Annotated in this window: 20 protein-coding genes; 17 read left to right on the top strand and 3 right to left on the bottom strand. The window is 65.7% G+C overall.

Annotation, left to right across the window (positions count from 1 at the left end; genetic code table 11):
* Positions 1 to 18: 18 nt before the first annotated feature.
* From P0086_RS10220 to P0086_RS10140, 17 genes are all read left to right on the top strand, one after another.
* The gene (locus P0086_RS10220; RefSeq protein WP_112594100.1) at positions 19 to 846 is read left to right on the top strand and encodes a phosphogluconate dehydrogenase C-terminal domain-containing protein; all 828 of its coding nucleotides are present in this window, start codon (positions 19 to 21) and stop codon (positions 844 to 846) included.
* An 80-nt stretch (positions 847 to 926) separates the two neighbouring features.
* Entirely contained in the window at positions 927 to 1868 is a 942-nt protein-coding gene (locus tag P0086_RS10215; RefSeq protein ID WP_112607474.1) for a D-ribose ABC transporter substrate-binding protein, read from the top strand.
* Positions 1869 to 1944: 76 nt separating this feature from the next.
* The gene (locus P0086_RS10210; protein WP_148150698.1) at positions 1945 to 2589 is read left to right on the top strand and encodes a DUF2291 family protein; all 645 of its coding nucleotides are present in this window, start codon (positions 1945 to 1947) and stop codon (positions 2587 to 2589) included.
* Between the two features lies 1 nt (position 2590).
* On the top strand, positions 2591 to 4135 hold the full coding sequence (locus tag P0086_RS10205) for a sugar ABC transporter ATP-binding protein (protein WP_112613343.1): 1545 nt from the start codon (positions 2591 to 2593) through the stop codon (positions 4133 to 4135).
* On the top strand, positions 4135 to 5199 hold the full coding sequence (locus P0086_RS10200; RefSeq protein ID WP_112594096.1) for an ABC transporter permease: 1065 nt from the start codon (positions 4135 to 4137) through the stop codon (positions 5197 to 5199). The genes P0086_RS10205 and P0086_RS10200 overlap by 1 nt, the downstream gene beginning before the upstream one ends.
* 4 nt (positions 5200 to 5203) lie before the next feature.
* The gene (locus P0086_RS10195) at positions 5204 to 6238 is read left to right on the top strand and encodes a Gfo/Idh/MocA family oxidoreductase (protein WP_275785104.1); all 1035 of its coding nucleotides are present in this window, start codon (positions 5204 to 5206) and stop codon (positions 6236 to 6238) included.
* Positions 6235 to 8094, top strand: a complete 1860-nt coding sequence (locus tag P0086_RS10190) for a hypothetical protein (RefSeq protein WP_275785100.1) — start codon at positions 6235 to 6237, stop codon at positions 8092 to 8094. Before P0086_RS10195 ends, P0086_RS10190 begins: the two co-directional genes overlap by 4 nt.
* 416 nt (positions 8095 to 8510) lie before the next feature.
* Positions 8511 to 8843 (top strand): STAS domain-containing protein, encoded by a 333-nt coding sequence (locus P0086_RS10185; RefSeq protein ID WP_112594093.1) that lies wholly within the window; start codon positions 8511 to 8513, stop codon positions 8841 to 8843.
* Positions 8840 to 9208, top strand: coding sequence for a response regulator (locus P0086_RS10180; RefSeq protein ID WP_112594092.1), 369 nt, complete (start codon positions 8840 to 8842; stop codon positions 9206 to 9208). Before P0086_RS10185 ends, P0086_RS10180 begins: the two co-directional genes overlap by 4 nt.
* Entirely contained in the window at positions 9205 to 11232 is a 2028-nt protein-coding gene (locus P0086_RS10175; RefSeq protein WP_112594091.1) for a chemotaxis protein CheA, read from the top strand. The genes P0086_RS10180 and P0086_RS10175 overlap by 4 nt, the downstream gene beginning before the upstream one ends.
* A gap of 8 nt (positions 11233 to 11240) precedes the next feature.
* The gene (locus tag P0086_RS10170) at positions 11241 to 11747 is read left to right on the top strand and encodes a chemotaxis protein CheW (protein WP_275785093.1); all 507 of its coding nucleotides are present in this window, start codon (positions 11241 to 11243) and stop codon (positions 11745 to 11747) included.
* 15 nt (positions 11748 to 11762) lie between these two features.
* Complete coding sequence (locus P0086_RS10165) at positions 11763 to 13460, top strand: methyl-accepting chemotaxis protein (protein ID WP_275785091.1); 1698 nt, start codon at positions 11763 to 11765, stop codon at positions 13458 to 13460.
* A gap of 178 nt (positions 13461 to 13638) precedes the next feature.
* Positions 13639 to 15462, top strand: coding sequence for a methyl-accepting chemotaxis protein (locus P0086_RS10160; protein WP_275785088.1), 1824 nt, complete (start codon positions 13639 to 13641; stop codon positions 15460 to 15462).
* Positions 15459 to 15953 carry a chemotaxis protein CheW gene (locus P0086_RS10155; protein ID WP_275785086.1) on the top strand — a complete coding sequence of 165 codons (495 nt, stop codon included), beginning with the start codon at positions 15459 to 15461 and terminating at the stop codon, positions 15951 to 15953. The genes P0086_RS10160 and P0086_RS10155 overlap by 4 nt, the downstream gene beginning before the upstream one ends.
* 12 nt (positions 15954 to 15965) lie before the next feature.
* On the top strand, positions 15966 to 16814 hold the full coding sequence (locus tag P0086_RS10150) for a protein-glutamate O-methyltransferase CheR (RefSeq protein ID WP_112597256.1): 849 nt from the start codon (positions 15966 to 15968) through the stop codon (positions 16812 to 16814).
* A gap of 4 nt (positions 16815 to 16818) precedes the next feature.
* Positions 16819 to 17913 carry a chemotaxis response regulator protein-glutamate methylesterase gene (locus tag P0086_RS10145; protein WP_112597254.1) on the top strand — a complete coding sequence of 365 codons (1095 nt, stop codon included), beginning with the start codon at positions 16819 to 16821 and terminating at the stop codon, positions 17911 to 17913.
* Positions 17914 to 18030: 117 nt separating this feature from the next.
* Positions 18031 to 18732, top strand: a complete 702-nt coding sequence (locus P0086_RS10140; RefSeq protein ID WP_112597252.1) for a ParA family protein — start codon at positions 18031 to 18033, stop codon at positions 18730 to 18732.
* A 13-nt stretch (positions 18733 to 18745) separates the two neighbouring features.
* Here the strand turns inward: P0086_RS10140 and P0086_RS10135 are convergent, their stop codons facing one another.
* The 3 genes from P0086_RS10135 to ahpF form a co-directional block, all read right to left on the bottom strand.
* Positions 18746 to 20449 carry a chemotaxis protein gene (locus P0086_RS10135; protein WP_148188042.1) on the bottom strand — a complete coding sequence of 568 codons (1704 nt, stop codon included), beginning with the start codon at positions 20447 to 20449 and terminating at the stop codon, positions 18746 to 18748.
* A gap of 166 nt (positions 20450 to 20615) precedes the next feature.
* Positions 20616 to 21533 carry a LysR substrate-binding domain-containing protein gene (locus P0086_RS10130; protein WP_112597249.1) on the bottom strand — a complete coding sequence of 306 codons (918 nt, stop codon included), beginning with the start codon at positions 21531 to 21533 and terminating at the stop codon, positions 20616 to 20618.
* Between the two features lie 108 nt (positions 21534 to 21641).
* Positions 21642 to 23222, bottom strand: coding sequence for an alkyl hydroperoxide reductase subunit F (ahpF, locus tag P0086_RS10125; RefSeq protein WP_112597247.1), 1581 nt, complete (start codon positions 23220 to 23222; stop codon positions 21642 to 21644).
* Positions 23223 to 23259: the final 37 nt, after the last annotated feature.

Raw genomic sequence — 23259 nt, 5'->3', positions numbered from 1 at the left:
ACCCTGAGGTGAGGAAACATGACAGCAATTGCTCTCTTCGGCGCCGGTGGCAAAATGGGCTACCGGCTCGCCAAGAACCTGAAGGGCTCGCGCTTCGACGTGCGCCATATCGAAGTCAGCGATGTCGGCAAGGCGCGCCTGAAGGACGATCTCGGCATCGCCTGCGTTTCCGCCGATGACGGCCTGAACGGCGCCGACGTCGTCATCCTCGCCGTTCCGGACACCGCGATCGGCAAGGTCGCAGCCGGCATCGTCGACAAGCTCAAGCCGGGCACGATGGTCGTCGCCCTCGACGCCGCGGCCCCGTTTGCCGGCCATCTGCCCGAGCGTCCGGACCTCACCTATTTCGTCACGCACCCCTGCCATCCGCCGATCTTCAACGACGAGACGGATCCGGCCGCCAAGCGCGACTTCTTCGGCGGCATCGCCGCCAAGCAGCACATCGTCTCCGCGCTGATGCAGGGTCCCGAAGAGGCCTATGCGCTCGGCGAAGAGATCGCCAAGGTCATCTGGGCCCCGGTCATGCGCTCGCACCGCGTCACCGTCGAGCAGATGGCGATGCTGGAGCCCGGCCTGTCGGAGACGCTGTGCGCCTCGCTGCTGGTGGTCATGCGCCAGGCCATGGACGAATGCGTCCGCCGCGGCGTCGACAAGGAAGCGGCCCGCGACTTCCTGCTCGGCCACATGAACGTCCTCGGCGCGGTCATCTTCGAGGAGACGCCCGGCGTGTTCTCGGATGCCTGCAACAAGGCGATCGAGTTCGGAATTCCCGCGCTGATGCGCGACGACTGGAAGAAGGTTTTCGAACCTCAGGAGATCGCCGAAAGCATCCGGCGCATCACCTGATGCCCTCGGGAGGGGCTGAAGCCCCTCCCTTTTCGCCCCGCTGAGGACGGGGCCTTTCGTTTCACTTTGGGAGGAGAAACATGAAACTCACACGCAGACTTACGCTTGCGGCCTTCGCCGGCGCCCTAGCACTCGGCACCGCGATGCCGGCCTTTGCAGCCGACCTGATCGCGATCATCACCCCGTCGCACGACAACCCGTTCTTCAAGGCCGAGGCCGTCGGCGCCGAAGCGCGTGCGAAGGAACTCGGCTACGAGACGCTGATCCTCGTCCACGACGACGACGCCAACAAGCAGTCGCAGCTGGTCGACACCGCCATCGGCCGCGGCGCCAAGGCGATCATCCTCGACAACGCCGGTTCCGAAGCCTCGATCGCCGCGGTCCAGAAGGCCAAGGATGCGGGCGTCCCCTCGTTCCTGATCGACCGCGAGATCAACGCCACCGGCATTGCCGTCTCGCAGATCGTCTCGAACAACTACCAGGGCGCGCAGCTCGGCGCCGAAGAATTCGTCCGCCTGATGGGCGAGAAGGGCAACTACGTCGAACTGCTCGGCCGCGAAGCCGACCTCAACGCCGGCATCCGCTCCAAGGGCTACCACGACATCATCGACGAATATCCGGACATGAAGATGGTCGCCCAGCAGTCGGCCAACTGGAGCCAGACGGAAGGCTACTCCAAGATGGAGACCATCCTGCAGGCCAATCCGGACATCCAGGGCGTGATCGCCGGCAACGACACGATGGCGATGGGCGCGATCGCCGCGCTCCAGGCCGCCGGCCGCAAGGACGTCATCGTCGTCGGCTTCGACGGCTCCAACGACGTCCGCGACTCGATCAAGGCGGGCGGCATCAAGGCAACGGTGCTGCAGCCGGCCTACGCGCAGGCGCAGATGGCCGTCGACCAGGCCGACGCCTACATCAAGACCGGCAAGGGTCCGGCCGAAGAAAAGCAGCTGATGGACTGCGTGCTGATCAATGCCGACAATGCCGACCAGCTCGAGACCTTCGCGCTGAAGGACTAAATCCTCCCAGGACAGGCTTGCGAGGCGGAGCGATCCGCCTCGCAAGTCGCATATCTTCATGACGGAGTGCGTATCCATGGCATTTGTCCGGATTGCGACGCTGACGGCGCTCGCGCTTTCGCTGGGTTTGTCCGGCTGCAAGATCATCGAGACGCCGACCGCGGAAGAGGCGGCCGAGGCGGCGAGCGGCGGCTTCAATCCGGAGCGGCAGGCGGCCGAGCTCTGGAGCGAGAAGGTGATCCCCTATCTCGACCAGCGCGCAGGACCGATCCAGGAGGTCGCAGCCCTCGCCGGCAGCGACGTCGATGCCGCGGGCGCCAAGTACGGCCACAAGGAAGAACAGGGCAGCGCCCCCTGGACCTTTGCGGCCAAGGTCTCCGGCACCGTCGTGAAGGCCGAGACCAAGTCGCGCGCCGCCTATCTCGACACCGACATCGACGGCGACGGCAAGGCGGACGTGCGCATCCAGATCGGCCCGGTGATCAAGGGCACGGCGATCCGCGACAGCCTCGACTTCGTCAATTTCAACGAATTCAAGAACCAGATCCAGTGGGCCGAATTCGGCAAGGCCTTCAACAACCACCTCGTCGCCGCGACGCTGGAAAAGCTGCCGCGCGAGGCGCTGGAAGGCAAGAAGGTCGAGGCCGTCGGCGCCTATCCGCTTCCCTCCAAGGGCCAGCTGCCGCTGTTGACCCCCGCAACGATCGTGATCGGTGGCTGAGATGGCCGCAATCGACGAAGGCGACATCATCCTCAAGCTGGACGACGTGACGAAGGTCTATTCGGGCATCGTCGCCGTCAAGCATGCGAACCTGGCGCTGCGGCGCGGCGCGGTCAACGTGCTGGTCGGCGAGAACGGCGCCGGCAAATCGACGCTGATGCGCATGATCGCGGGCGTCGAGAAGCCCTCGCTCGGCCGCATCCTGCTCGAAGGCCGGGAAGTCGAGTTCAACTCGCCGGCCGACGCGCAGAAGCACGGCATCGGCATGGTGTTCCAGGAGCTGAACCTGTTCGGCAACCTCTCGGTCGCCGAGAACATCTTCGCCACCCGCGAGATCATCCGCGGCATTCGCGGCATCGACCACAAGGCGCAGGTAGAGAAGGCCAACCATTTCCTCGACAAGCTGGACGCCGGCATCAGTGCCGAGACCATGGTCGAGGACCTGCCGATCGGCCAGCAGCAGCTGGTCGAGATCGCCAAGGCGATCTCGCTCGACACCCGCATCCTGATCCTGGACGAGCCGACCTCGGCGCTTTCGGCAGCCGAGGTCGACATCCTGTTCAAGGTGATCGGCGAATTGAAGGCGCAAGGCGTGGCGATCGTCTACATTTCGCATCGCCTGGAAGAGCTGATGCGCATCGGCGACTACATCACCGTGCTGCGCGACGGCCAGATCACCGGCCAGGCGATGGTGAAGGACATCGACACCCGCTGGATCGTCCGTTCGATGATCGGCTCCGACGCCAAGGACTTCGCCAAGTCGGTTGACCACAAGCTCGGCGCCGAGGCCTTCCGCGCCGAGGAGATCAGCCTGCCGCGCAAGACCGGCGGGCTCGCGGTCGACCACCTGTCGATCTCCGTCCGCGCCGGCGAGGTGCTCGGCATCTACGGGCTGATGGGCGCCGGCCGTAGCGAGTTCTTCGAATGCGTCATCGGCCAGCACCCGCACTCGACCGGCAAGGTCTTCGTCGCCGGCAAGGAGATCGTCGAACGCGACACGCCGACGCGCATCAAGCGCGGACTGGCGCTGATCCCGGAGGACCGGCAGCGCGAGGGCCTCGTCCAGGTGCTGTCGATCGCCGCCAACCTGACCCTTGCGAGCCTCGAGAAGCTGACGCGCTTCGGCTTCCATATCCGCGGCGAGCGCGAGCAGGGCGCGATCAAGGACGCGATCCGGGACCTCTCGATCAAGGCGCCGAACCCGGATTTCGACGTCACGTCGATGTCGGGCGGCAACCAGCAGAAGGTGGTGATCGGCAAGGCGCTGATGACCAATCCGAAGGTGCTGCTCATGGACGAGCCGAGCCGCGGCATCGACGTCGGCGCCAAGGCCGACGTGTTCCGCACCATGCGCCGGCTCGCCGGCGAGGGCCTCGCCATCCTGTTTTCGACCTCCGACCTCGAAGAGGTCATGGCGCTGTCCGACCGGATCGCGGTCATGAGCAACGGCAGGATCACCAGAATTTTCGACCGGGCGGAAGCGACCGAGGAACTCATCGTCCAGGCCGCCTCCGAGGGGCACAAATCGACAAGGGAAATCGCGTGATGACCACGGTAACTTCGACTGAGAACGCTCAGGCAGGCGACGGCGGCTCGCTGCTTCTGACCCTGATGAAGCTTCGGACGTTCATCGCGCTCTTCGCCGTGATCGCCTTCTTCTCGGTGTTCGCGCCGAACTTCCTGTCGACCGCCAACATCATCCTGATGTCGAAGCACGTGGCGCTGAACGCGTTTCTCGCCATGGGCATGACCTTCGTCATCATCACCGGCGGCATCGACCTGTCCGTCGGCTCGATCGTCGGCCTCTGCGGCATGGTCGCCGGCGGCCTCATCCTGTACGGCATCGACCTGCAGATCGGCTACACGGTGTACTTCAACGTCGTCGAGGTCGCCGTCATCACGCTGCTGGTCGGCATTGCGATCGGGGCGATCAACGGCCTGCTGATCACCAAGCTCAACGTGGCGCCGTTCATCGCCACGCTCGGAACGCTCTATGTCGCCCGGGGGCTGGCGCTCCTGTCCTCCGACGGCCAGACCTTCCCGAACCTGCAGGGCAACCCCGACCTCGGCACGACCGGCTTCGCCTTCCTCGGCTCCGGCCGCATCCTCGGCCTGCCCGTCTCTGTCTGGATCCTGGTGATCGTGGCGCTCGCTGCGGCCTATATCGCGAAATACACGCCGATCGGCCGCCAGATCTTCGCCGTCGGCGGCAACGAGCGCGCCGCCCGCATGTCGGGCATCAAGGTCGACCGGGTGAAGATGTTCGTCTACATGTTCTCCGGCTTCTGCGCCGCCATCGTCGGCATCGTCATCTCCTCCGAGCTGATGGCCTCGCACCCGGCCACCGGCAACTCCTTCGAGCTCAACGCGATTGCGGCGGCCGTCCTCGGCGGCACCTCGATGTCGGGCGGCCGCGGCACGATCGGCGGCACCATCATCGGCGCCTTCGTCATCGGCATCCTGTCGGACGGCCTCGTCATGATGGGCGTTTCCTCCTTCTGGCAGATGGTCATCAAGGGTATCGTGATCATCGTGGCCGTGGTGGTGGACCAGGCCCAGCGCCGCCTGCAGCAGCGGGTCGCCCTGATGCAGCTCGCCAAAAAGGACTGACCGCATGCAGAAGCTTCGTGGCGCCCTGATCGGATGCGGCTTCTTCGCCGTGAACCAGATGCACGCCTGGAACGATGTCGAGGGCGCCGAGATCGTCGCCATCTGCGACCGTGATGCCGAGCGGCTGAGGATCGTCGGCGACCAGTTCGCCATCGCGCGCCGATACAGCGATGCGGCGCAGATGTTTGCCGATGGCGGCTTCGACTTCGTCGACATCGCCACCACGGTGCAGAGCCACCGGGCGCTGGTCGAGATGGCGGCGGCCCACAAGGTGCCGGCGATCTGCCAGAAGCCGTTCGCCAGGACGCTGTCGGACGCAAAGGCCATGGTGGCGGCCTGCCGCGCGGCCGGCATTCCTCTGATGGTGCACGAGAACTTCCGCTGGCAGACGCCGATCCAGGCGGTGCGCAAGGCGCTGGATGCAGGGGCGATCGGCGAACCCTTCTGGGGCCGCTTCTCCTTCCGCTCCGGCTTCGACGTCTTCTCCGGCCAGCCCTATCTCGCCGAGGGCGAGCGTTTCATCATCGAGGACCTTGGCATCCATACCCTCGACATCGCCCGCTTCATTCTCGGCGACGTGACGAAGCTCACGGCGCGCACCGGGCGGGTCAACCCGAAGATCAGGGGCGAGGACGTGGCGACGATCCTGCTCGATCACGAAGGTGGCGCCACCTCGATCGTCGACGTGAGCTACGCGACGAAGCTCGGCACCGAGCCCTTTCCGGAGACCCTGATCGAGCTCGACGGCACGGAGGGCACGATCCGCTTGTCGCAGGGCTATCGCCTCGAGATCACCAATGCGTCCGGCACGTCCGTCACCGACGTCGCCCCGCAGCTCCTCTCCTGGGCCTCGCGCCCCTGGCACAACATCCAGGAAAGCGTCTTCGCCATCCAGCAGCACTGGGCGGACCGGCTGAGGGACGGCGGCGAAACCTCGACCTCGGGCGCGGACAACCTGAAGACCTTCGCCCTGGTCGAGGCCGCCTATGAGAGCGCGGCATCCGCCAACCCGGTCGAGATCGGGGCGCTGTTGAAATGAGTACGGAGCCGTTTCTGCTCTATGGCACGCACGAAGCCGAGGAAGCACCGGTGCGGCTGGTGGCGGGTCGGCTGTCGGCGGATCTCGCGGACGGCAATCTGAGGACCATCACCTATGACGGCGTCGAGGTCCTGCGCGCCATCTCCTATCTCGTTCGCGATCGCGACTGGGGCACCTACAGCCCCAGGATCGAAAACCTGAAGGTACAGCAGCTCGACGAGGCCTTCATTGTCAGCTATCGCGCCCATTGCGACGGCCTCGCCGGAACCGCGCTTTCGATCGACGTGCGCATCGCCGCCTCCGAAGGGCGCCTGACCTTCGAAGCGAAGGCGCAGTCGGCGACCGGGTTCGAAACCAACCGCTGCGGCTTCTGCATCCTTCATCCGATCGTCGGCGTCGCCGGCATGCCGGTCATGGTCGAGCACGTGGACGGGCAACGCCACGAGACCCTGTTTCCCGACCTGATCGAGCCGTGGCAGCCGTTCAAGGACATGCGGGCGATCACCCACACCGTCGTCGCCGGTGTCACCGCCGAATGCCGGATGGAAGGCGACACCTTCGAGATGGAGGACCAGCGCAACTGGTCCGACGCCTCCTACAAGACCTATGTGCGTCCGCTGGCGCTGCCCTGGCCCTACCGGATCCCCGCCGGCGAACCCGTCCGGCAAGAGATCGTCCTCGCAGTGCGCGACGACCGCGCCGGCAGGTCGACCGGGACGGCGAACAGCCGCGAAGCCATCACGATCCAGCCGGGACAGCGCCAGGGCCGGATGCCCGCAATCGGCCTCGTCATCACCCCGGAGGAGGCAAGGCCTTCGATTGCCGCGCACGCGCTTATGGCCGAGATCGCTCCCCAGGAACTCCTGTTCCATTTCGATCCGGCTGCCGGCCACGGCCTGGATGCCCTGAAGGATTTTGCGGAGATCGCGGCGCGACATCCCGGCCGCACGACGCTGGAAATCGCCCTGCCCTGCCGCGCCGCGCCGCAGGACGAGACCCTGGAGATCGCTCGGCAGCTGCATTCCGCCGGCCTTGCGCCCGATACGATCGTCATCTCCCCGTCCGTCGATCGCCAGTCGACGCCGCCCGGCAGTCAATGGCCGGAGTGCCCCCCTCTTACGGAGGTCTATGCGGCGGCGCATGCGGCCTTCCCGGGCATCCGGATCGGCGGCGGCATGCTCAGCTACTTCACCGAACTGAACCGCAAGCGCGTCCCGCCCGAACAGCTTTCGCTCATCTCGCATTGCACGAACCCGATCGTCCATGCCTCCGACGACCTCAGCGTCATGCAGACGCTGGAGGCGCTGCCCTTCATCACCCGCTCCGTGCGGGCGATCTATGGCGACATGCCCTACCGCATCGGCCCGTCCACCATCGCTATGCGGCAGAACCCCTATGGCAGCCGGACGATGGACAATCCCGGGCTCGCCCGCATCCCGATGGCGAACCGCGATCCCCGCCACAACGGCCGCTTCGCCGAGGCCTTCGCGATCGGCTATGCCATACGTGTGCTCGACGCGGATCTCGAATGCCTGACGCTCGCAGCACTCACCGGACCCTTCGGCCTTGTCGCCGGCAGCGGCGAGCCGACCCCGGAAGGCGGCAGGCGGCCACTGTTCCGGACAGTCAGCGCCTTGGCCGGCCTGGCCGGCGCGTCCTGGCAGGCCTGCGTCTCCTCCGACCCGTCGCAGGTCCTGGCCTTCGTGACCGGCGGTGCGGGCGACGCGGCCCTGCACCTCGTCAACCTGACGCCAACGCCCAAGGTGGTCGATTTGCGCGGGCTGGAACTTGCGGGGAGTACGGGCAGTATAGTCCTTGCCCCCTATGCGGTCGAAGCTGTCCTGCCCGCACGCTAGCGGTTCCGGACGTGTCCTTCCGATTGCCTTCCGGATGCCCCTGGAAGCCCGGATCAAACGATTCCGGCCTGGATCAAATGGTTGGGTCGTGACCGCACGGAAATGTTGGCAACAGCGAAAACTGCCGTGTCAGATCGCTTGCAATTAAGACAAGCTTAACTTGTTAAGCTGCATAGTTAATTCGACCATTCAAGCGGCATGAGGTGTGCTTGAAGGAAATGTGCCCGCCCGCATGATGCGAGCATTCCATCGGGCTCCTCTGCAAATTCCCCCATCCATATCCGGCCGCCCAGAGTGCTCGCCCGCCTGTGACGCACTGTGTCTGCCGGGCCTCCAAGGCGCGCGGCTCAAGGCTCTGTCTCGGCCGAGGATGCGGTTGCGCAGGCGCCAATCCACGACTTCCGAAGAGGTGTCTCATGTCTCCAGCGCCCGCTCTGTCCAGCGGCAAAGTGGATCTTTCGGGACCGCTGACAATCCGGCAGGTTGCTGCCGTGCACGAGGCGATCCGCTCTGCACTCGGCGGGAAAGACGCCGTGCTTTTGAGCATCGCCGAGGACGCCGAGGTGGATTTGAGCTTCCTCCAGCTCGTCCAGGCGGCGCGGCTGCAGGCGGCGGTGGACGGGCGAACCCTCGCCCTCGACCGCCCGGCCGACGGCAATCTTCTCTCCACTCTCGAGCGCGCAGGTTTCCTGACCGATGCGGATCCGCGCGACCGCGAATTCTGGCTTCATCGGAAGGAACTTCAATGACCGCGCATATCCTGACCGTCGACGATTCGGCGAGCATCCGCCTTACCACCAAGATCGCGCTGACCGGCGCCGGCTACCAGGTGACGGAGGCGGTCGACGGGCTGGACGGGCTCAACAAGGCGAAGGCCGGCAGCTTCGACATGATTGTGACCGATCTCAACATGCCGAACATGAACGGACTTGCCATGATCGAAGCCCTGCGCAGCTCGCCGGCCCATACCGGCATTCCGATCATCTTTCTCACCACGGAGTCCGATGCCGAGATGAAGAACCGCGCCAAGGAAGCAGGTGCGACGGGCTGGATCACCAAGCCCTTCGATCCCGAACAGCTGGTCAAGATCGCGCGGAAGGTTCTCGGAAAATGACCACGCTGGACCCGATCCAGGTATTCAGGACGGAAGCTGCCGAACTCTTCGAGCAGATCGAAGCCGGGCTTCTCGATCTCCTGCACAATCTGTCCAACCAGGACCAGATCGACGCCGTCTTCCGCGGGCTGCATACGCTCAAGGGTTCGGGCGCCATGTTCGGCTTCGACGCGCTTGCGGCCTTCACCCATCATTGCGAGACGGCCTTCGACCGGGTGCGAAAGGGCGAGGTTCCCGCCACCGACGAGCTGGTGGCGTGCGTGCTCGAGGCGCAGGACCACATGAAGGTTCTGGTCGACCAGCCGCACGGCGGCCACGAGGAGGCGGGTGACCGCCTGCTGGCCAAGCTGCAAGCAGCCGTTGGCGGCCACGGGGGCGGCACGGTCGTGGCTCCGCCGCTCGCAGCAGCCGCGTCTTCGGTCGCCGCGGGCCATCTGGCCACCTTCAGGCTCCGTTTCCGCCTTCCGGCCAACGCGATGGCCAACGGCACCAATCCGCTCGGCCTGCTTGACGAGTTGCGCGAGCTTGGCGATTGCCGCGTCACGGCGGACCTTTCGACCGTCCCCGCCCTCGACGCGATCGTACCCTCCGAGCTCCATGTCGGCTGGAACGTGACGCTCACGACCGACCGGCCGCGCTCTGCGATAGACGACGTCTTCATTTTCGTCATGGACGACATGGAGCTTACGATCGAGGAAGCCGCCGCGGCGGCCGCCCTGCCGTCCGTCCCCGAGCCGGCTGCGGCCCCCTCCCCGGCCGCCATAACGCCCACGGCCGCGCCGCCCGCGCAGCCCCCTCACCCCGACCAGGCGCACCCGGCCGGCGCTTCCGACGCCAGGCACGCCAAGGCAGCGGAGAACCTGCGCGTGCCGGCCGAGCGACTCGACGAACTGATGGACAGGGTCGGCGAACTCGTCATCGCCCAGTCCCGTCTTTCACAGTTGGCGAGCTCCAGCGCCGATATTCAGCTGCGCTCGGTCTCCGAAGATGTCGAGCGACTGTCGGGCGAGCTGCGCGACACGATGATGGTCCTGCGCATGGTGCCGGTCACCCAGCTGTTCAGCCGTTTCCGCCGCCTCGTGCACGATCTTGCGCGGGAGACAGGCAAGATGATCGAACTCGAATTCGAGGGCGAATCCACCGAAGTCGACAAGACGGTGATGGAGCGGCTTGCCGACCCGCTGGTCCATCTCGTGCGCAATTCGGTCGACCACGGCCTGGAACTTCCCGACGAACGCGCAGCCGCGGGCAAGGAGCGCGCCGGCCGGGTCCTGCTGTCGGCGCGGCAATCCGGCGGCGAGGTCATCATCACCATCAAGGATGACGGCCGCGGCATCGACCGGGATCGGGTGCGGGCGAAGGCCGAGGCCTCGGGGCTCATCCAGCCGGGCCAGCAGCTGATGGACCAGGAACTGCTGCAGCTGATCTTCCAGCCGGGCTTTTCGACCGCCGCCCAGGTTACCAATCTGTCCGGTCGCGGCGTCGGCATGGACGTGGTCAAGAAGACCGTAGAGGCGTTGCGCGGCGTCATCGACATCCGCAGCGAGGCCGGCAAGGGTTCGGAAGTGTCCCTGCGCATTCCGCTGACGCTTGCAATCATTGACGGGCTTCTGGTCCGAGTTGGTACCGGCCGCTACGTCATTCCGCTCTCGGCGGTCGAGGAATGCCTGGAGCTGTCGTTGGAGGACGACCTGCGCTCGCGCGGGCGCAGCTTCATCTCGCTCCGGGACAGCCTCGTGCCGTTCCTCAGGCTGCGCGACCTGTTTAGGACCGGTACCTCGCCGGATCCCTTCCAGAAGGTGGTGGTCATCTCCACGGGCGACGAGCGCGTGGGGCTGGTGGTCGACCAGATCATCGGCGACCACCAGACCGTGATCAAATCCATGTCCAAGCTTCACCATGACGTCGCCACCTTCTCGGGCGCGACGATCCTCGGCGACGGCAGCGTGGCGCTCATCCTCGACGTCGCCCACCTCGTCAGCGCCGGACAACAGCAGGAGGCGCAGTTGCGGGCGGCAGGATGACCATAGCGGTGGCAAGGAACGAATTCGACGGGTTGTGGAACGGCGCAGAAGAGCTCTCCGTCCTGACCTTCAATCTCAACGGAGAGACCTTCGCGATCGAGGCGACCGTGGTGCAGGAGATCCTCGACCTCCTGCCGGAAACGCAGGTGCCAGGGTCCAAGGCCTTCGTTGGCAGCGTGATCAACTTCCGCGGCAAGGTCATCCCGCTCGCGGACATCAGGCTCGCCTTCGGCATGGAGGCCACGGAGCCGACCATCGACAGCCGCATCGTCGTCATCGAACTCCATCTCGACGACGAACCGACACTCGTCGGCATCCGCACGGACCGCGTCTACGAGGTGACGACGCTGCCGCAGGCCGCCAGCGAACCGCCCCCCAGCGTCGGGATGCGCTGGCGTGCAGACTACATCGACTGCCTCGTCAAGCGGGGTGGCGAATTCATTATCCTCCCGAACCTGCGGGCCATCTTCGCTTCCCAGGGCGAACGGTCCGGATCTGCGTCCGGGAACAATTAGATTTTGGGGGCTAGCATGAAATTCACGATCAAGCTCAAGCTGGGCATCGCCTTTGCCTTGCTCATCACTCTCCTCCTGGGCACCGCGGGCTACGCGGTCATCAGTCTGGCGGAGCTCAACAACGCCGTCGTCGCCATGACCAGGGGGCCGGTAACGCGCCTGGAACTGGTGCAGAACATCAACATCGCCCAGCTGCAGAGCATCCGCCAGCAGAAGAACATGCTCGGGGCCGACACGCCGGCGGACCTTCAGACCGCCCGCGCCAAGGGTGATGAAGCCCGCACCGCGCTGAAAGAGGCGCTCGACGCCGCGCTCGTCATTTCCACCGAGGAGGGACGTCCGCGCTGGCTGAAGATCCAGGCGCTCGCCGATGACGCGAATGCCGCCGACGATCGGGTGCGCGCGCTGATGCAGAGCGGCGCGCTCGACCAGGCCGAACGCGTGTCGGTCACCGAGGGACGCCAGGCTGCCAACGCACTCGACGACGCCGTCGAGGAACTGGTCACGCTTTCCAAGCAGCAACTGGTCGACGTGACCAATCATGCACAGGCCTCCTACGAGAACACCCGCAACGTGATGCTGACCGTTTCGGCCGTTGCAGCTTTAATCGCCCTTATCGCAGCCATCTGGATCTCGCTGACGATCAGCCGCGGCCTACTCCGCGCCACGACCGCCGTGCGCACCGTTGCAGAAGGCGACCTGACCAGCACCGCCGAGATCACCCAGAAGGACGAGATCGGCGAGCTGCTCGGCCACGTCAATGCAATGGTCGAGCGGCTTCGCGGTGTGGTTGCCGATGCGCTCGCCGCCTCCGACAACGTCTCGTCGGGCAGCCAGGAGCTGTCGTCGAGCTCCGAGCAGCTTTCCCAGGGCGCCACTGAACAGGCTTCGTCCGCCGAGGAGGCCTCCGCCTCGATGGAGGAAATGGCAGCCAACATCAAGCAGAACGCCGACAACGCCGCCCAGACCGAAAAGATCGCCCGCCAGTCGGCCAAGGACGCCGAGACCAGTGGCGAGGCCGTGGGCCGGGCCGTCGGCGCCATGCGCACGATCGCCGAGAAGATCTCGATCGTCCAGGAGATCGCCCGCCAGACCGACCTTCTGGCGCTCAACGCGGCCGTCGAGGCCGCGCGTGCCGGCGAGCACGGCAAGGGCTTTGCCGTCGTTGCTTCCGAGGTACGCAAGCTCGCCGAGCGCTCCCAGGCGGCCGCAGCCGAGATCAGCGCGCTGTCCGGCGAGACGGTGCAGGTTGCGACCGAGGCCGGCGACATGCTGAACCGGCTGGTGCCCGACATCCGCAAGACGGCGGAGCTGGTAGCCGAGATCTCGGCCGCCTGCCGTGAGCAGGACATAGGCGCCTCCCAGATCAACGAGGCGATCCAGCAGCTCGACAAGGTGACGCAGCAGAACGCCGGTGCCTCGGAAGAGATGTCGGCGACCTCCGAGGAGCTCGCCGCTCAGGCCGAGGAACTGCAGGCATCGATCGCCTTCTTCCGCGTCGACAACGCCGCGCAGGCCCGCCAGGCACAGCCGCGGCCCGCACCGGCCCGGCCGGCCGGCCGACCAGCGGCGCCCAGCCGCCCGGCAACGCCCGCCCGCACCCCCGCCGGTCAGTCGGTTGCCGCCCAGCAGGCCCGCGTGAAGGGCTTTGCCCTCGACATGTCCATGGGTGGTCCCGACGACGAGGACGCCGACTTCAGGCAGAGCGCCTGATCCGAAAGATGGTCGCGGGGCGCGCACCTGCCCCGCCCATCGCTCCGGCGGGTGTACACGCCGGCAAAATCGGCCGTTTGGGCGGCCCGCGGAAGGGTGAGTGTTTCGGTCTTCTCGCATAGTGGGCGCCGCTGAAGGGCCGCCCGATTCAGAACAAGGCTGCACCAAGGAGCACCGCATGCGCCTCACCATAAAACTCAAGCTGGCCCTCGCGTTCGGCTTCCTGATCGCCCTCCTCTGCCTGTCGGCGGGCATCGGTATTCGCAGCCTCGGCGACATGAACACGATGCGCAACGAGCTCATCGAAGGGCCGATCCAGCAGGATGACTACGCCAACGACATCGCTGCGGCCTTCGATGGGCTCGGTCTTGCCGAAGGCGACCTCTTGATGGCCACCACGGCCGAGCGCAACAGCAAGGCCAGGGCTACGATTGCGAATGAGCGGCAGGCATTTGAAAAGGCGCTGAACGACGGCCAGAACGATGCGACCGGCGAATTCAAGGCGAGTTGGCAGGAAATCCGCGACTTCTGGGACGACTACCTTGCCATCAACGACAGGGTTCTCTCTCTCGTCACCTCCGGCCAGCGTGACCTGGCTCTGGAACTAAACCAGACGGAAGGCGCGATCGCGGCCGACAAGCTCGACGCGCTGACGGAAGGCCTTGCAGCGCTGACCGAAACAGCGATCCAGGAGTCCGATACGGTTGCGGATGCGAGCTACAACGCGGCATTCTACGTGCTTGTCACGCTCGCCATCGTCGCGCTTGTGCTTTCCGCCGCCGCCGCCTTGTGGATAGCGCTCGGTGTCAACCAGGGTCTCAACAAGATCAAGGTGGTCGCGCAGGCAGTTGCAATCGGTGACCTCGACCAGACCGTGCAGATCCGCACCAACGACGAGATCAAGGATGTCGTCGATACCATCAACATCATGACCGGCAACCTGCGAAATACGGCGAACATCGCAGACCAGATCGCCAACGGCGACCTGACCGTGACGCCCAGGCCGCTGTCGGAAAAGGACACGCTTGGCATCTCCCTCCAGAGCATGGTCGAGCGGCTTCGCGGTGTGGTTGCCGATGCGCTCGCCGCCTCCGACAACGTCTCGTCGGGCAGCCAGGAGCTGTCGTCGAGCTCCGAGCAGCTTTCCCAGGGCGCCACTGAACAGGCTTCGTCCGCCGAGGAGGCCTCCGCCTCGATGGAGGAAATGGCAGCCAACATCAAGCAGAACGCCGACAACGCCGCCCAGACCGAAAAGATCGCCCGCCAGTCGGCCAAGGACGCCGAGACCAGTGGCGAGGCCGTGGGCCGGGCCGTCGGCGCCATGCGCACGATCGCCGAGAAGATCTCGATCGTCCAGGAGATCGCCCGCCAGACCGACCTTCTGGCGCTCAACGCGGCCGTCGAGGCCGCGCGTGCCGGCGAGCACGGCAAGGGCTTTGCCGTCGTTGCTTCCGAGGTACGCAAGCTCGCCGAGCGCTCCCAGGCGGCCGCAGCCGAGATCAGCGCGCTGTCCGGCGAGACGGTGCAGGTTGCGACCGAGGCCGGCGACATGCTGAACCGGCTGGTGCCCGACATCCGCAAGACGGCGGAGCTGGTGGCCGAGATCTCGGCCGCCTGCCGTGAGCAGGACATCGGCGCCTCCCAGATCAACGAGGCGATCCAGCAGCTCGACAAGGTGACGCAACAGAACGCAGGCGCCTCGGAAGAGATGTCGGCGACCTCCGAGGAGCTCGCCGCGCAGGCCGAGGAACTACAGGCATCGATCGCCTTCTTCCGGATCGACACTGCGCAGGCCCGCCAGACTGGGGCGCAGGTTGCGGCCGCCCCGGCAAGGCCGGCCGCGCGCCCTGTAATCCCCGCCCGTCCCGCAGCCCCCGCGCCAGCGGTCAAGCCCGCACAGCACTCGGTTGGGGCCCAGCAGGCCCGCGTGAAGGGATTCGCCCTCGACATGTCCATGGGCGGCCCCGACGACGAGGACGCCGACTTCCAGAAGAGTGCATGATCATGACCAGCAACGCCGCCGAACTGCAGTTCGTCACCTTCGCGCTCGGAGACGAGGTCTTTGCGGTGCCGGTCACCGTAGTCCGGGAGATCCTGGATCACGAGGAGGCCTTCAAGATCCCGCATGGGCCAGACTACCTGCTCGGGCTGCGCGACGTGCGCGGCCAGGGCGTCCCGGTCATCGATCTGCGGCTCCGGCTTGGAATGTCGGCCACGGCAAGAACACCACACACGCGCGTGCTCGTGCTCGACATTCCGATCGGCGAACGCACGCTCACCCTGGGACTCGTGGCCGACAAGGTGTTCGAGGTCACGCCCTTCCGCCGGGATGCGATCGACAACGCACCGGATATCGGCGTGCGCTGGCGCTCCGACTACATCGAGGGGGTGGTCCGCCGCGAGGGTGACTTCGTCGTCATCATCAATCTCGCCCGGCTCTTCTCCGATGGCGGGGCGGCGATCGCATCGGCGGCCGCCGCCGCGGTTGCCTGAGAGGCACAGCCGATGCCCGTCGCTGCATCCCTCTCCCACGGCGACCGTCTGAGTTCTCGTAACTTCAAGCGGCTGTCTGCCTACATCTTCGACTATAGCGGCATAAAGATGCCCCCGACCAAGCTGACCATGCTGGAGGGGCGTCTGCGCCGGCGCTTGCGCGCCACCGGACTTCCGACGTTCGATGACTACTGCAACTTCTTGTTCGACCAGGACGGGCTGGCACGCGAATCGATCTATCTGATCGACGTCGTCACCACCAACAAGACGGATTTCTTCCGCGAGCCGAACCATTTCGACTACATGCGCGAGGTGGCGCTTCCGACCCTTCAGGAGAAGGGTGTCCGCCGCATCCGGGCATGGAGCTCGGCCTGCTCCATCGGCGCAGAGCCCTACACCATGGCCATGGTGCTGGAAGATTTCCGCAAGGAGGCCGGCGGCCCCGACTACTCGATCCTTGCGACCGATCTTTCGACCGAGGTGCTGGAAAAGGCACGGCGCGGCATCTATCCGGCCGAGATGGTCGATCCGGTGCCAGAGGACATGTCGCGGCGCTTCGTCATGCAGGCCAAGGATTCGACCCGCCGCGTCGTCCGCATTGCCCCGCAGCTGCGCGCCAAGGTCGGGTTCATGCGCCTGAACCTGATGGACGCCACCTATCGCGTCGGCGAGCCGATGCACATGATCTTCTGCCGGAACGTACTGATCTATTTCGACAAGAAGACGCAGTTGCACGTGATGACCCGGCTCTGCGAATGCCTCAGGCCCGGCGGCTACCTCTTCATCGGGCATTCGGAGTCCATTACAGCGATGAACCTCCCCGTCCGCCAGCTCGCCAACACAGTCTTCATCAAGGAGTGAGCGCTTGGCCGTCCGCAAGATCCGCGTCCTGATCATCGACGACTCCGCCAGCGTTCGCCAGACGCTCGCTTCCGTGCTGCAGTCCGATCCCGATATCGAGGTGGTCGGAACGGCCTCCGACCCGTTCATCGCCGCCAAGCGCATCCAGGAAGAGGTTCCCGACGTCATCACGCTGGATGTCGAAATGCCGCGCATGGATGGGATTACCTTCCTGCGCAAGCTGATGTCGCAGCACCCTATTCCCGTGGTCATGTGCTCGTCGCTGACGGAGGAAGGCACCGAGACGCTGATGCAGGCCCTGGAGGCCGGAGCCGTGGACGTGATCCTGAAGCCGCGCATCGGTGCGGCCGACCATCTGGCCGAGCAGGCGACACGCATCTGCGAAGCGGTGAAGAGTGCCGCCCAGGCGCGTCTGCGCCAGCGTCCTGCAACGGCGGCCCGCTCGGCCTCACAGTCTGGGACGCAGAAGAAGCTGACTGCCGACGTCATGCTGCCGCCACCGTCCGGCAGGCCGATGGCGCGGACGACGGAAATGGTCGTCTGCGTGGGCGCCTCCACCGGCGGCACGGAGGCGCTGCGCGAGATGCTGGAAATGCTGCCCGCGAACGCTCCGGGCATGGTCATCGTCCAGCATATGCCGGAGAAATTCACCGCCGCGTTCGCCAGGCGCCTCAACAGCCTGTGCGAGGTCGAGGTCAAGGAAGCGGCGGATGGCGATCCGGTTCTGCGCGGGCATGTGCTGATCGCTCCTGGCGACCACCACATGCTTCTCGAGCGGCATGGCGCGCGCTACCAGGTCTCGGTACGCGCCGGGCCGCTCGTCTCCCGCCACCGCCCCTCGGTCGATGTCCTGTTTCGCTCCGCCGCCCGTTCGGCCGGCTCGAACGCCATGGGCGTGATCATGACCGGCATGGGCGATGACGGCGCGCGCGGCATGCTGGAAATGCGCCAGGCCGGGGCCCACACGATTGCACAGGACGAAGCGACCTCGGTCGTCTTCGGCATGCCGAAGGAAGCCATCGCCCGCGGCGGCGTCAACCGCGTCGTACCGCTTGCCCAGATTGCGCGCGAGATCCTCGCCGAGGATCGCCGGCGTTAGATGCGCGCTGTTGGCACGCCGGATTCACCGGCGGTTAACCATAATTTCGGAAGATGACCGGGCACCACGAGTCGGTGCGGATCGGGCGCAAATGCCTGCCGAAATGCGAGGTTCGCGATGTCCGTCATCACTTTCGCCAACACCAAGGGCGGGGCCGGCAAGACGACGGCCGTCCTTCTCCTTGCCACCGAACTCGTCCGCCGCGGCCATCGCATATCGATCATCGACACCGACCCGCAGCGCTGGATCTCGCGCTGGTTCGAAGGTGCGGAACCCGTCGCCAACCTCACGGTCGCCACCTATGTCTCGCTCGCCTCGCTGTCGCGCACCATTTCCGAGTATCGGCCGAAGAGCGACTACGTGATCGTCGACCTTCCGGGCGCCCAGTCGCCGCTTCTGGCTACCACACTCGGACTTTCCGATTTCGTCGTCATTCCCATCCAGGGCAGTTCGATGGATGCCCAGGGCGGCGCCCAGGTGCTGGAACTCCTGAAGTACCTGGACGACAAGGCCGGCATCCGCATTCCCCATGCCGTGCTGCTGTCCCGGGTCAATTCGCTCGTGACCACCCGCGCCCTGCAAGCCGTCAAGCAGCTCTTGGCGTCACGCCAGGTGCGCATGCTCGACACGCCGATCATCGAGCGCTCCGCCTATCGCGACATGTTCGAATACAGGACCTTCCTGCACCGGCTTATGCCTGACAGGGTCAGCAACCTCGACAAGGCGATCCACAATGCGATGCAATATGCCGACGAGGTCGAGGCGCTGGTGACGAACCGGTTCGCCATTCGGCGGCCCGCCGTCGCAGCCGCAGCCTGAGCCCCGGCAGGGCCTAGAATAGCGCGTCCTCGAAGAGCGCCTCATCGCTCTGCGACGCCGCAGCCGGCTGCCGAACCGGCACATCCGTCGCACTTGCGGGAAAGTGGGCCAGGTGGATGTCGCGCTCCTGTGCCATCGTATAGATCGCATAGATCTGACGCCCGAGCGCTTCGGCGCCGGCCGACGAGGCATCGACACCTTCTGCCATGTCGGCCGCGATCGTCACGCAACCTTCCAGCACGTCACCCAGGTTGCTTTGGAAATCGAGCGCCTGCACGGCAGCTGCGATACGGCCGAACACGGCATTGCCCTCCTCCGCCAGGGCTCCGATGCTCTGGTCCATCTCGGCAGACACGGTGGCGATCGCCTGGCGGGCGTCGGCGAGCGGGGCGCTGAGGGAGGCGACGTCGCCCTCCTGCGCGGCACTGAGGGCTGCGGCGGCGGTCTCCACGCGCCGCATCTCGTCCACGACCGCGTCGGCGGGTGCTTCCAGCTTGCCGGCGAAATTGCGCAGCTCCCCGCTGACGACGTTGACCGACCGGCCCTCGTCGCCGAGCCGCGAGCAGCGCAGGTTCGAATTGAGGGCCATGTGGTGGATGTCGGTCTTGATCAGGCGGATCGTCTCGATCATCGCGATCAGCGCATGCACCGCCTCGGTCACCGAGGCGGCCAGCGCCGTCGAATCCTGGCTGCGGCCCTCGACGCCCGCCACGAGCGCGCAGGCCTGGCCGAGATCGCCGGCCATGATCGCAAGGATGCTGTCATCCGTACCGTTGTGCGGCCGGGCAAGGTCGTCACGCAGGGCCAGGATGCGCGAGGCATCCGCGCTGAAGGAAGAGATGGTCGAGAAGATGCTCGCGCATTTCTCGCTGAAATCGGCCATCGTCTCGTCGAGCTGCGCGTGCGCCAGACGCAGGACCGCTCCCTCCACGCGGGCATGATCCGCCGGCGCAAGGCCGGCCGCCTCGCCGGAGGACAGGAATGCCTCAAGCAGGTCGAAGCTCGACTGCACATGCTCGATGCGCTGGCGCGTGATGTCGCCGATCTGCAGCGCCGAAAGGGCGGTGGCAATCTTGCGCTGGACAGCCCCGGCGACGGTCCTGACGTCTGCGGCGAGCTTGGCCATGTTCTCGTGCTGGAGTTTCATCCGCTTGGTGTTTTCGGCAAGATTGGCGACCACGGCCGGAATCGTCGCTTCAAAATCGCCGAGGATGCCTGCCGAAATCAGGCGCGCATTCGACAGTTCCCCGCGCATGCGCTCGAGCTCTATGGCGAAACGGTCGATTTCGTTCGCACCGAACAGGATACGTTCGCGGATTTCGTCGGCGAACTCCGCAAACTCCGCCAGGCCCGCGCCGGTGATCTTTACGGTCGTTGCGAACACCTTCAGATAACGGAAAGTCTCGCGCATCTCCTCGACATGTCCGAAGGCGGCCGTGCACAGGTCGGCGATACGGTCGAACGACGCCTGGCGGGCACCGGCCAGTTGCGGCAGGTTGGCGAGATCGCCTATCGTGCGCTGCAGCCCCTCGATCGTCGCGTTGGCCGTCTCCCCGTCCAGTGTGCGGGTAAAGCGGTCCAGCGTCTCGATCAGGCCGTTGACCATTTCCATGACGGAGACGAGGGTTGCCCCGCCTTCGAGAAACGAGGCTTCGATGCGGGCATGGGCAACCGACAGCCGCTCCAGGAGTGTGGTTCGGTCGGGTGCCGCGTCCACGATTGCCTTCAGTCCATATGCCACGATATCGCCCTGCCTGAATTTCGTCCGGGACATCTGTAGGCGAAAAGTGAGAACGCGCCGTAAAGCGGGAGGATTAATTCTTCCTGATTTCGATAGCTGAAGAAGAAGGGGCACCACCTGCCGGTGCAGCCGACCACAGCCTTCAGCTCGCCTTGTCCAGCTGTTCCTCGGCAAGAAGGGCCTGCGCGACATCACGCAACAGCAGGGCAACATCCGCCAGGAACCCGCCCATGGCCGAGCTCTTGCGCCAGCACAGTGCGATCTGGCGGCTCGGAGCCACATTGTTGAAGCGCAGGAGCCGGACGTGTTCCGAAGCCGCAGACCGCGTCGACAGTTCCGGCAAGAGCGTCATGCCGACGTCGGCGCCGACCATCTGCCGGAGCGTCTCGAGGCTTGTGGCGCGAAACGAGGCGCGCTCGGCAGCACCCGACGCGCGGCAGACATCGAGGGCCTGGTCGCGCAGGCAGTGCCCCTCCTCCAACAGCATCAGGTCGTAGCCAGAGAGCTCGTCGAGCGCCAGGCAGCGGCGTTTTGCCAGGGCGTGCGTTGCCGGGACGGCGAGGAGGAAGCGTTCCTCGAACAGAAATTCCGTCTGCAGCCGGTCATCGTCGACGGGAAGCGCAAGCAGAGTGGCATCGAGCCGGCCCTCCCGCAGCCGCACCATCAGGCTTTCGCTCTTTTCCTCGAACAGCAGCAGTTCCAGCTTCGGATAGTGTGCCCGGATGCGGGGCACGACATGTGGCAACAGATAGGGGCCGAGCGTGGGGAAGACGCCGAGCCGCAGCGAACCGGTCTCCGGATTGCGGAAGCTCATCGCCGACCGGCGCATCTCGCCTACCTCGGTCATGATGCGCCGCGCCCGCGCAACGACGTCGCGGCCGAACGGCGTCAGCATCACGGTCTTCGGCGACCGCTCGACCAGCGGCGCGCCGAGATCCTCCTCGAGCTTGCGGATCTGCATGGACAGCGTCGGCTGGCTGACGTGGCAGGTGGCCGCGGCCCGGCCGAAATGGCGGTGGTCGGCGAGGGCGATCAGGTATTCCAGCTCGCGCAGCGTCATTCGTCTTCGATCCGTGTACGGTTTGCGGAGGTCGCAATCGATCCCCGCCGCTTGCCGCATCTCATCTGACAGCTGCGCCGCGTCTTGCGGACGCGGCGCGCGACGGCATCAGGCAGCCTGAGCGGAACCGGTCTCGGGTGCCGACGTCCGCATCAGATGGTCGAAGGCGGAAAGCGACGCCTTGGCCCCCTCGCCGACCGCGATGACGATCTGCTTGTAGGGGACGGTCGTGCAATCGCCAGCGGCAAAGATGCCGGGGACAGACGTCTGACCATGGTGATCGACGATGATTTCGCCGCGCGGCGAGAGCGCCACCGTGCCCTTCAGCCATTCCGTGTTCGGCAAAAGGCCGATCTGGACGAAGATGCCTTCGAGCGCCAGCGTGTGGCGCTGGCCGGCGACGCGGTTCTCATAGACCAGACCGGTGACCTTCTGGCCGTCACCGAGAACCTCGGTCGTCTTGGCCGAAAGCAGAACGTCGACATTGGGAAGGCTGCGGAGCTTGCGTTGAAGCACGTCGTCGGCGCGCAGCTTGTTGTCGAACTCGATCAGCGTCACATGACTGACGATGTTGGCGAGATCGATTGCCGCCTCCACGCCCGAGTTGCCGCCGCCGATCACGGCCACGCGCTTGCCCTTGAACAGCGGGCCGTCGCAATGCGGGCAATAGGCTACTCCCCTGTTGCGATAGTGATCCTCGCCCGGAACCCCCATCTGCCGCCAGCGCGCGCCGGTGGAAAGGACCACCGTCCTGGAGCGGAGGGTCGCGCCGTTGGCAAGCTCGACGGCGATCATGTCCTCGCCGGGCACGAGCTTTTCCGCCCGCTGCAGGTTCATTATGTCGACGTCGTATTCCCGCACGTGCTCTTCGAGCGAGGCTGCGAGTTGCGGGCCCTCGGTGTGGCGGACGGAAATGAAGTTCTCGATCGCCATCGTATCCAGCACCTGGCCGCCGAACCGCTCGGCGGCAATGCCGGTGCGGATGCCCTTGCGGGCCGCGTAGATTGCCGCTGCAGCGCCGGCCGGACCGCCGCCGACCACCAGGACGTCGTAGGCATCGCGCGCGTTGAGCTTCTCGGCGGCGCGGGCGACCGAATTGGTGTCGAGCCGGGCGACGATCGCCTCGATCTCCATGCGGCCCTGCCCGAACAGTTCGCCATTCAAATAGACGGTCGGCACCGACATGACCTGCCGGCGCTCGACCTCGGACGGAAACACGCCGCCGTCAATGGCCACATGTCTGATGCGCGGGTTCAGCACCGCCATCAGGTTCAGCGCCTGCACCACGTCGGGGCAGTTCTGGCAGGAGAGCGAGAAATAGGTCTCGAACGTCAGTTCGCCGTCGAGGTCGCGGATCTGGTCGATGATGGCCTGCTCAATGCGCGGCGGATGGCCGCCGACCTGCAGCAGCGCCAGCACCAGCGAAGTGAACTCGTGGCCCATCGGAATGCCGGCGAAGCGCAGCTTGATATCGTGGCCGGGGCTGTCGAGCGAAAAGGACGGCGCCCGTTCACCGTCGTCGCGGCGCTCGCCGACGGTGATCTTGTCGCAGAGCCCGACGAGTGCGTTCAGGAGCTCCATCATCTCCTTCGACTTCGCGCTGTCGTCGACGGATGCCACGATTTCGATCGGGCGAACGACCTTTTCGAGATAGGCCTTAAGCTGGGATTTCAAGTTTTCGTCGAGCATTGGGCACTCCACCAAAATTCATAGACTGCAGCCGCGG

It is taken from the genome of Mycoplana sp. MJR14 (genome assembly GCF_029210525.1).
Lineage (GTDB): Bacteria > Pseudomonadota > Alphaproteobacteria > Rhizobiales > Rhizobiaceae > Mycoplana.
The sequence above is the reverse complement of the archived record's forward strand: the minus strand, read 5'-3'. Positions and strand labels throughout refer to the sequence as shown.

Excerpts from the sequence above, each read along its gene's own strand:
- P0086_RS10160 (WP_275785088.1), top strand. The coding sequence starts at position 13,639 with ATGCGCCTCACCATAAAACTCAAGCTGGCCCTCGCGTTCGGCTTCCTG.
- P0086_RS10165 (WP_275785091.1), top strand. The coding sequence starts at position 11,763 with ATGAAATTCACGATCAAGCTCAAGCTGGGCATCGCCTTTGCCTTGCTC.
- P0086_RS10200 (WP_112594096.1), top strand. The coding sequence starts at position 4,135 with ATGACCACGGTAACTTCGACTGAGAACGCTCAGGCAGGCGACGGCGGC.
- P0086_RS10190 (WP_275785100.1), top strand. The coding sequence starts at position 6,235 with ATGAGTACGGAGCCGTTTCTGCTCTATGGCACGCACGAAGCCGAGGAA.
- P0086_RS10195 (WP_275785104.1), top strand. The coding sequence starts at position 5,204 with ATGCAGAAGCTTCGTGGCGCCCTGATCGGATGCGGCTTCTTCGCCGTG.
- P0086_RS10220 (WP_112594100.1), top strand. The coding sequence starts at position 19 with ATGACAGCAATTGCTCTCTTCGGCGCCGGTGGCAAAATGGGCTACCGG.
- P0086_RS10150 (WP_112597256.1), top strand. The coding sequence starts at position 15,966 with ATGCCCGTCGCTGCATCCCTCTCCCACGGCGACCGTCTGAGTTCTCGT.
- P0086_RS10210 (WP_148150698.1), top strand. The coding sequence starts at position 1,945 with ATGGCATTTGTCCGGATTGCGACGCTGACGGCGCTCGCGCTTTCGCTG.
- P0086_RS10140 (WP_112597252.1), top strand. The coding sequence starts at position 18,031 with ATGTCCGTCATCACTTTCGCCAACACCAAGGGCGGGGCCGGCAAGACG.
- P0086_RS10215 (WP_112607474.1), top strand. The coding sequence starts at position 927 with ATGAAACTCACACGCAGACTTACGCTTGCGGCCTTCGCCGGCGCCCTA.
- P0086_RS10155 (WP_275785086.1), top strand. The coding sequence starts at position 15,459 with ATGATCATGACCAGCAACGCCGCCGAACTGCAGTTCGTCACCTTCGCG.
- P0086_RS10205 (WP_112613343.1), top strand. The coding sequence starts at position 2,591 with ATGGCCGCAATCGACGAAGGCGACATCATCCTCAAGCTGGACGACGTG.
- ahpF (WP_112597247.1), bottom strand. The coding sequence starts at position 23,222 with ATGCTCGACGAAAACTTGAAATCCCAGCTTAAGGCCTATCTCGAAAAG.
- P0086_RS10130 (WP_112597249.1), bottom strand. The coding sequence starts at position 21,533 with ATGACGCTGCGCGAGCTGGAATACCTGATCGCCCTCGCCGACCACCGC.
- P0086_RS10180 (WP_112594092.1), top strand. The coding sequence starts at position 8,840 with ATGACCGCGCATATCCTGACCGTCGACGATTCGGCGAGCATCCGCCTT.
- P0086_RS10175 (WP_112594091.1), top strand. The coding sequence starts at position 9,205 with ATGACCACGCTGGACCCGATCCAGGTATTCAGGACGGAAGCTGCCGAA.
- P0086_RS10185 (WP_112594093.1), top strand. The coding sequence starts at position 8,511 with ATGTCTCCAGCGCCCGCTCTGTCCAGCGGCAAAGTGGATCTTTCGGGA.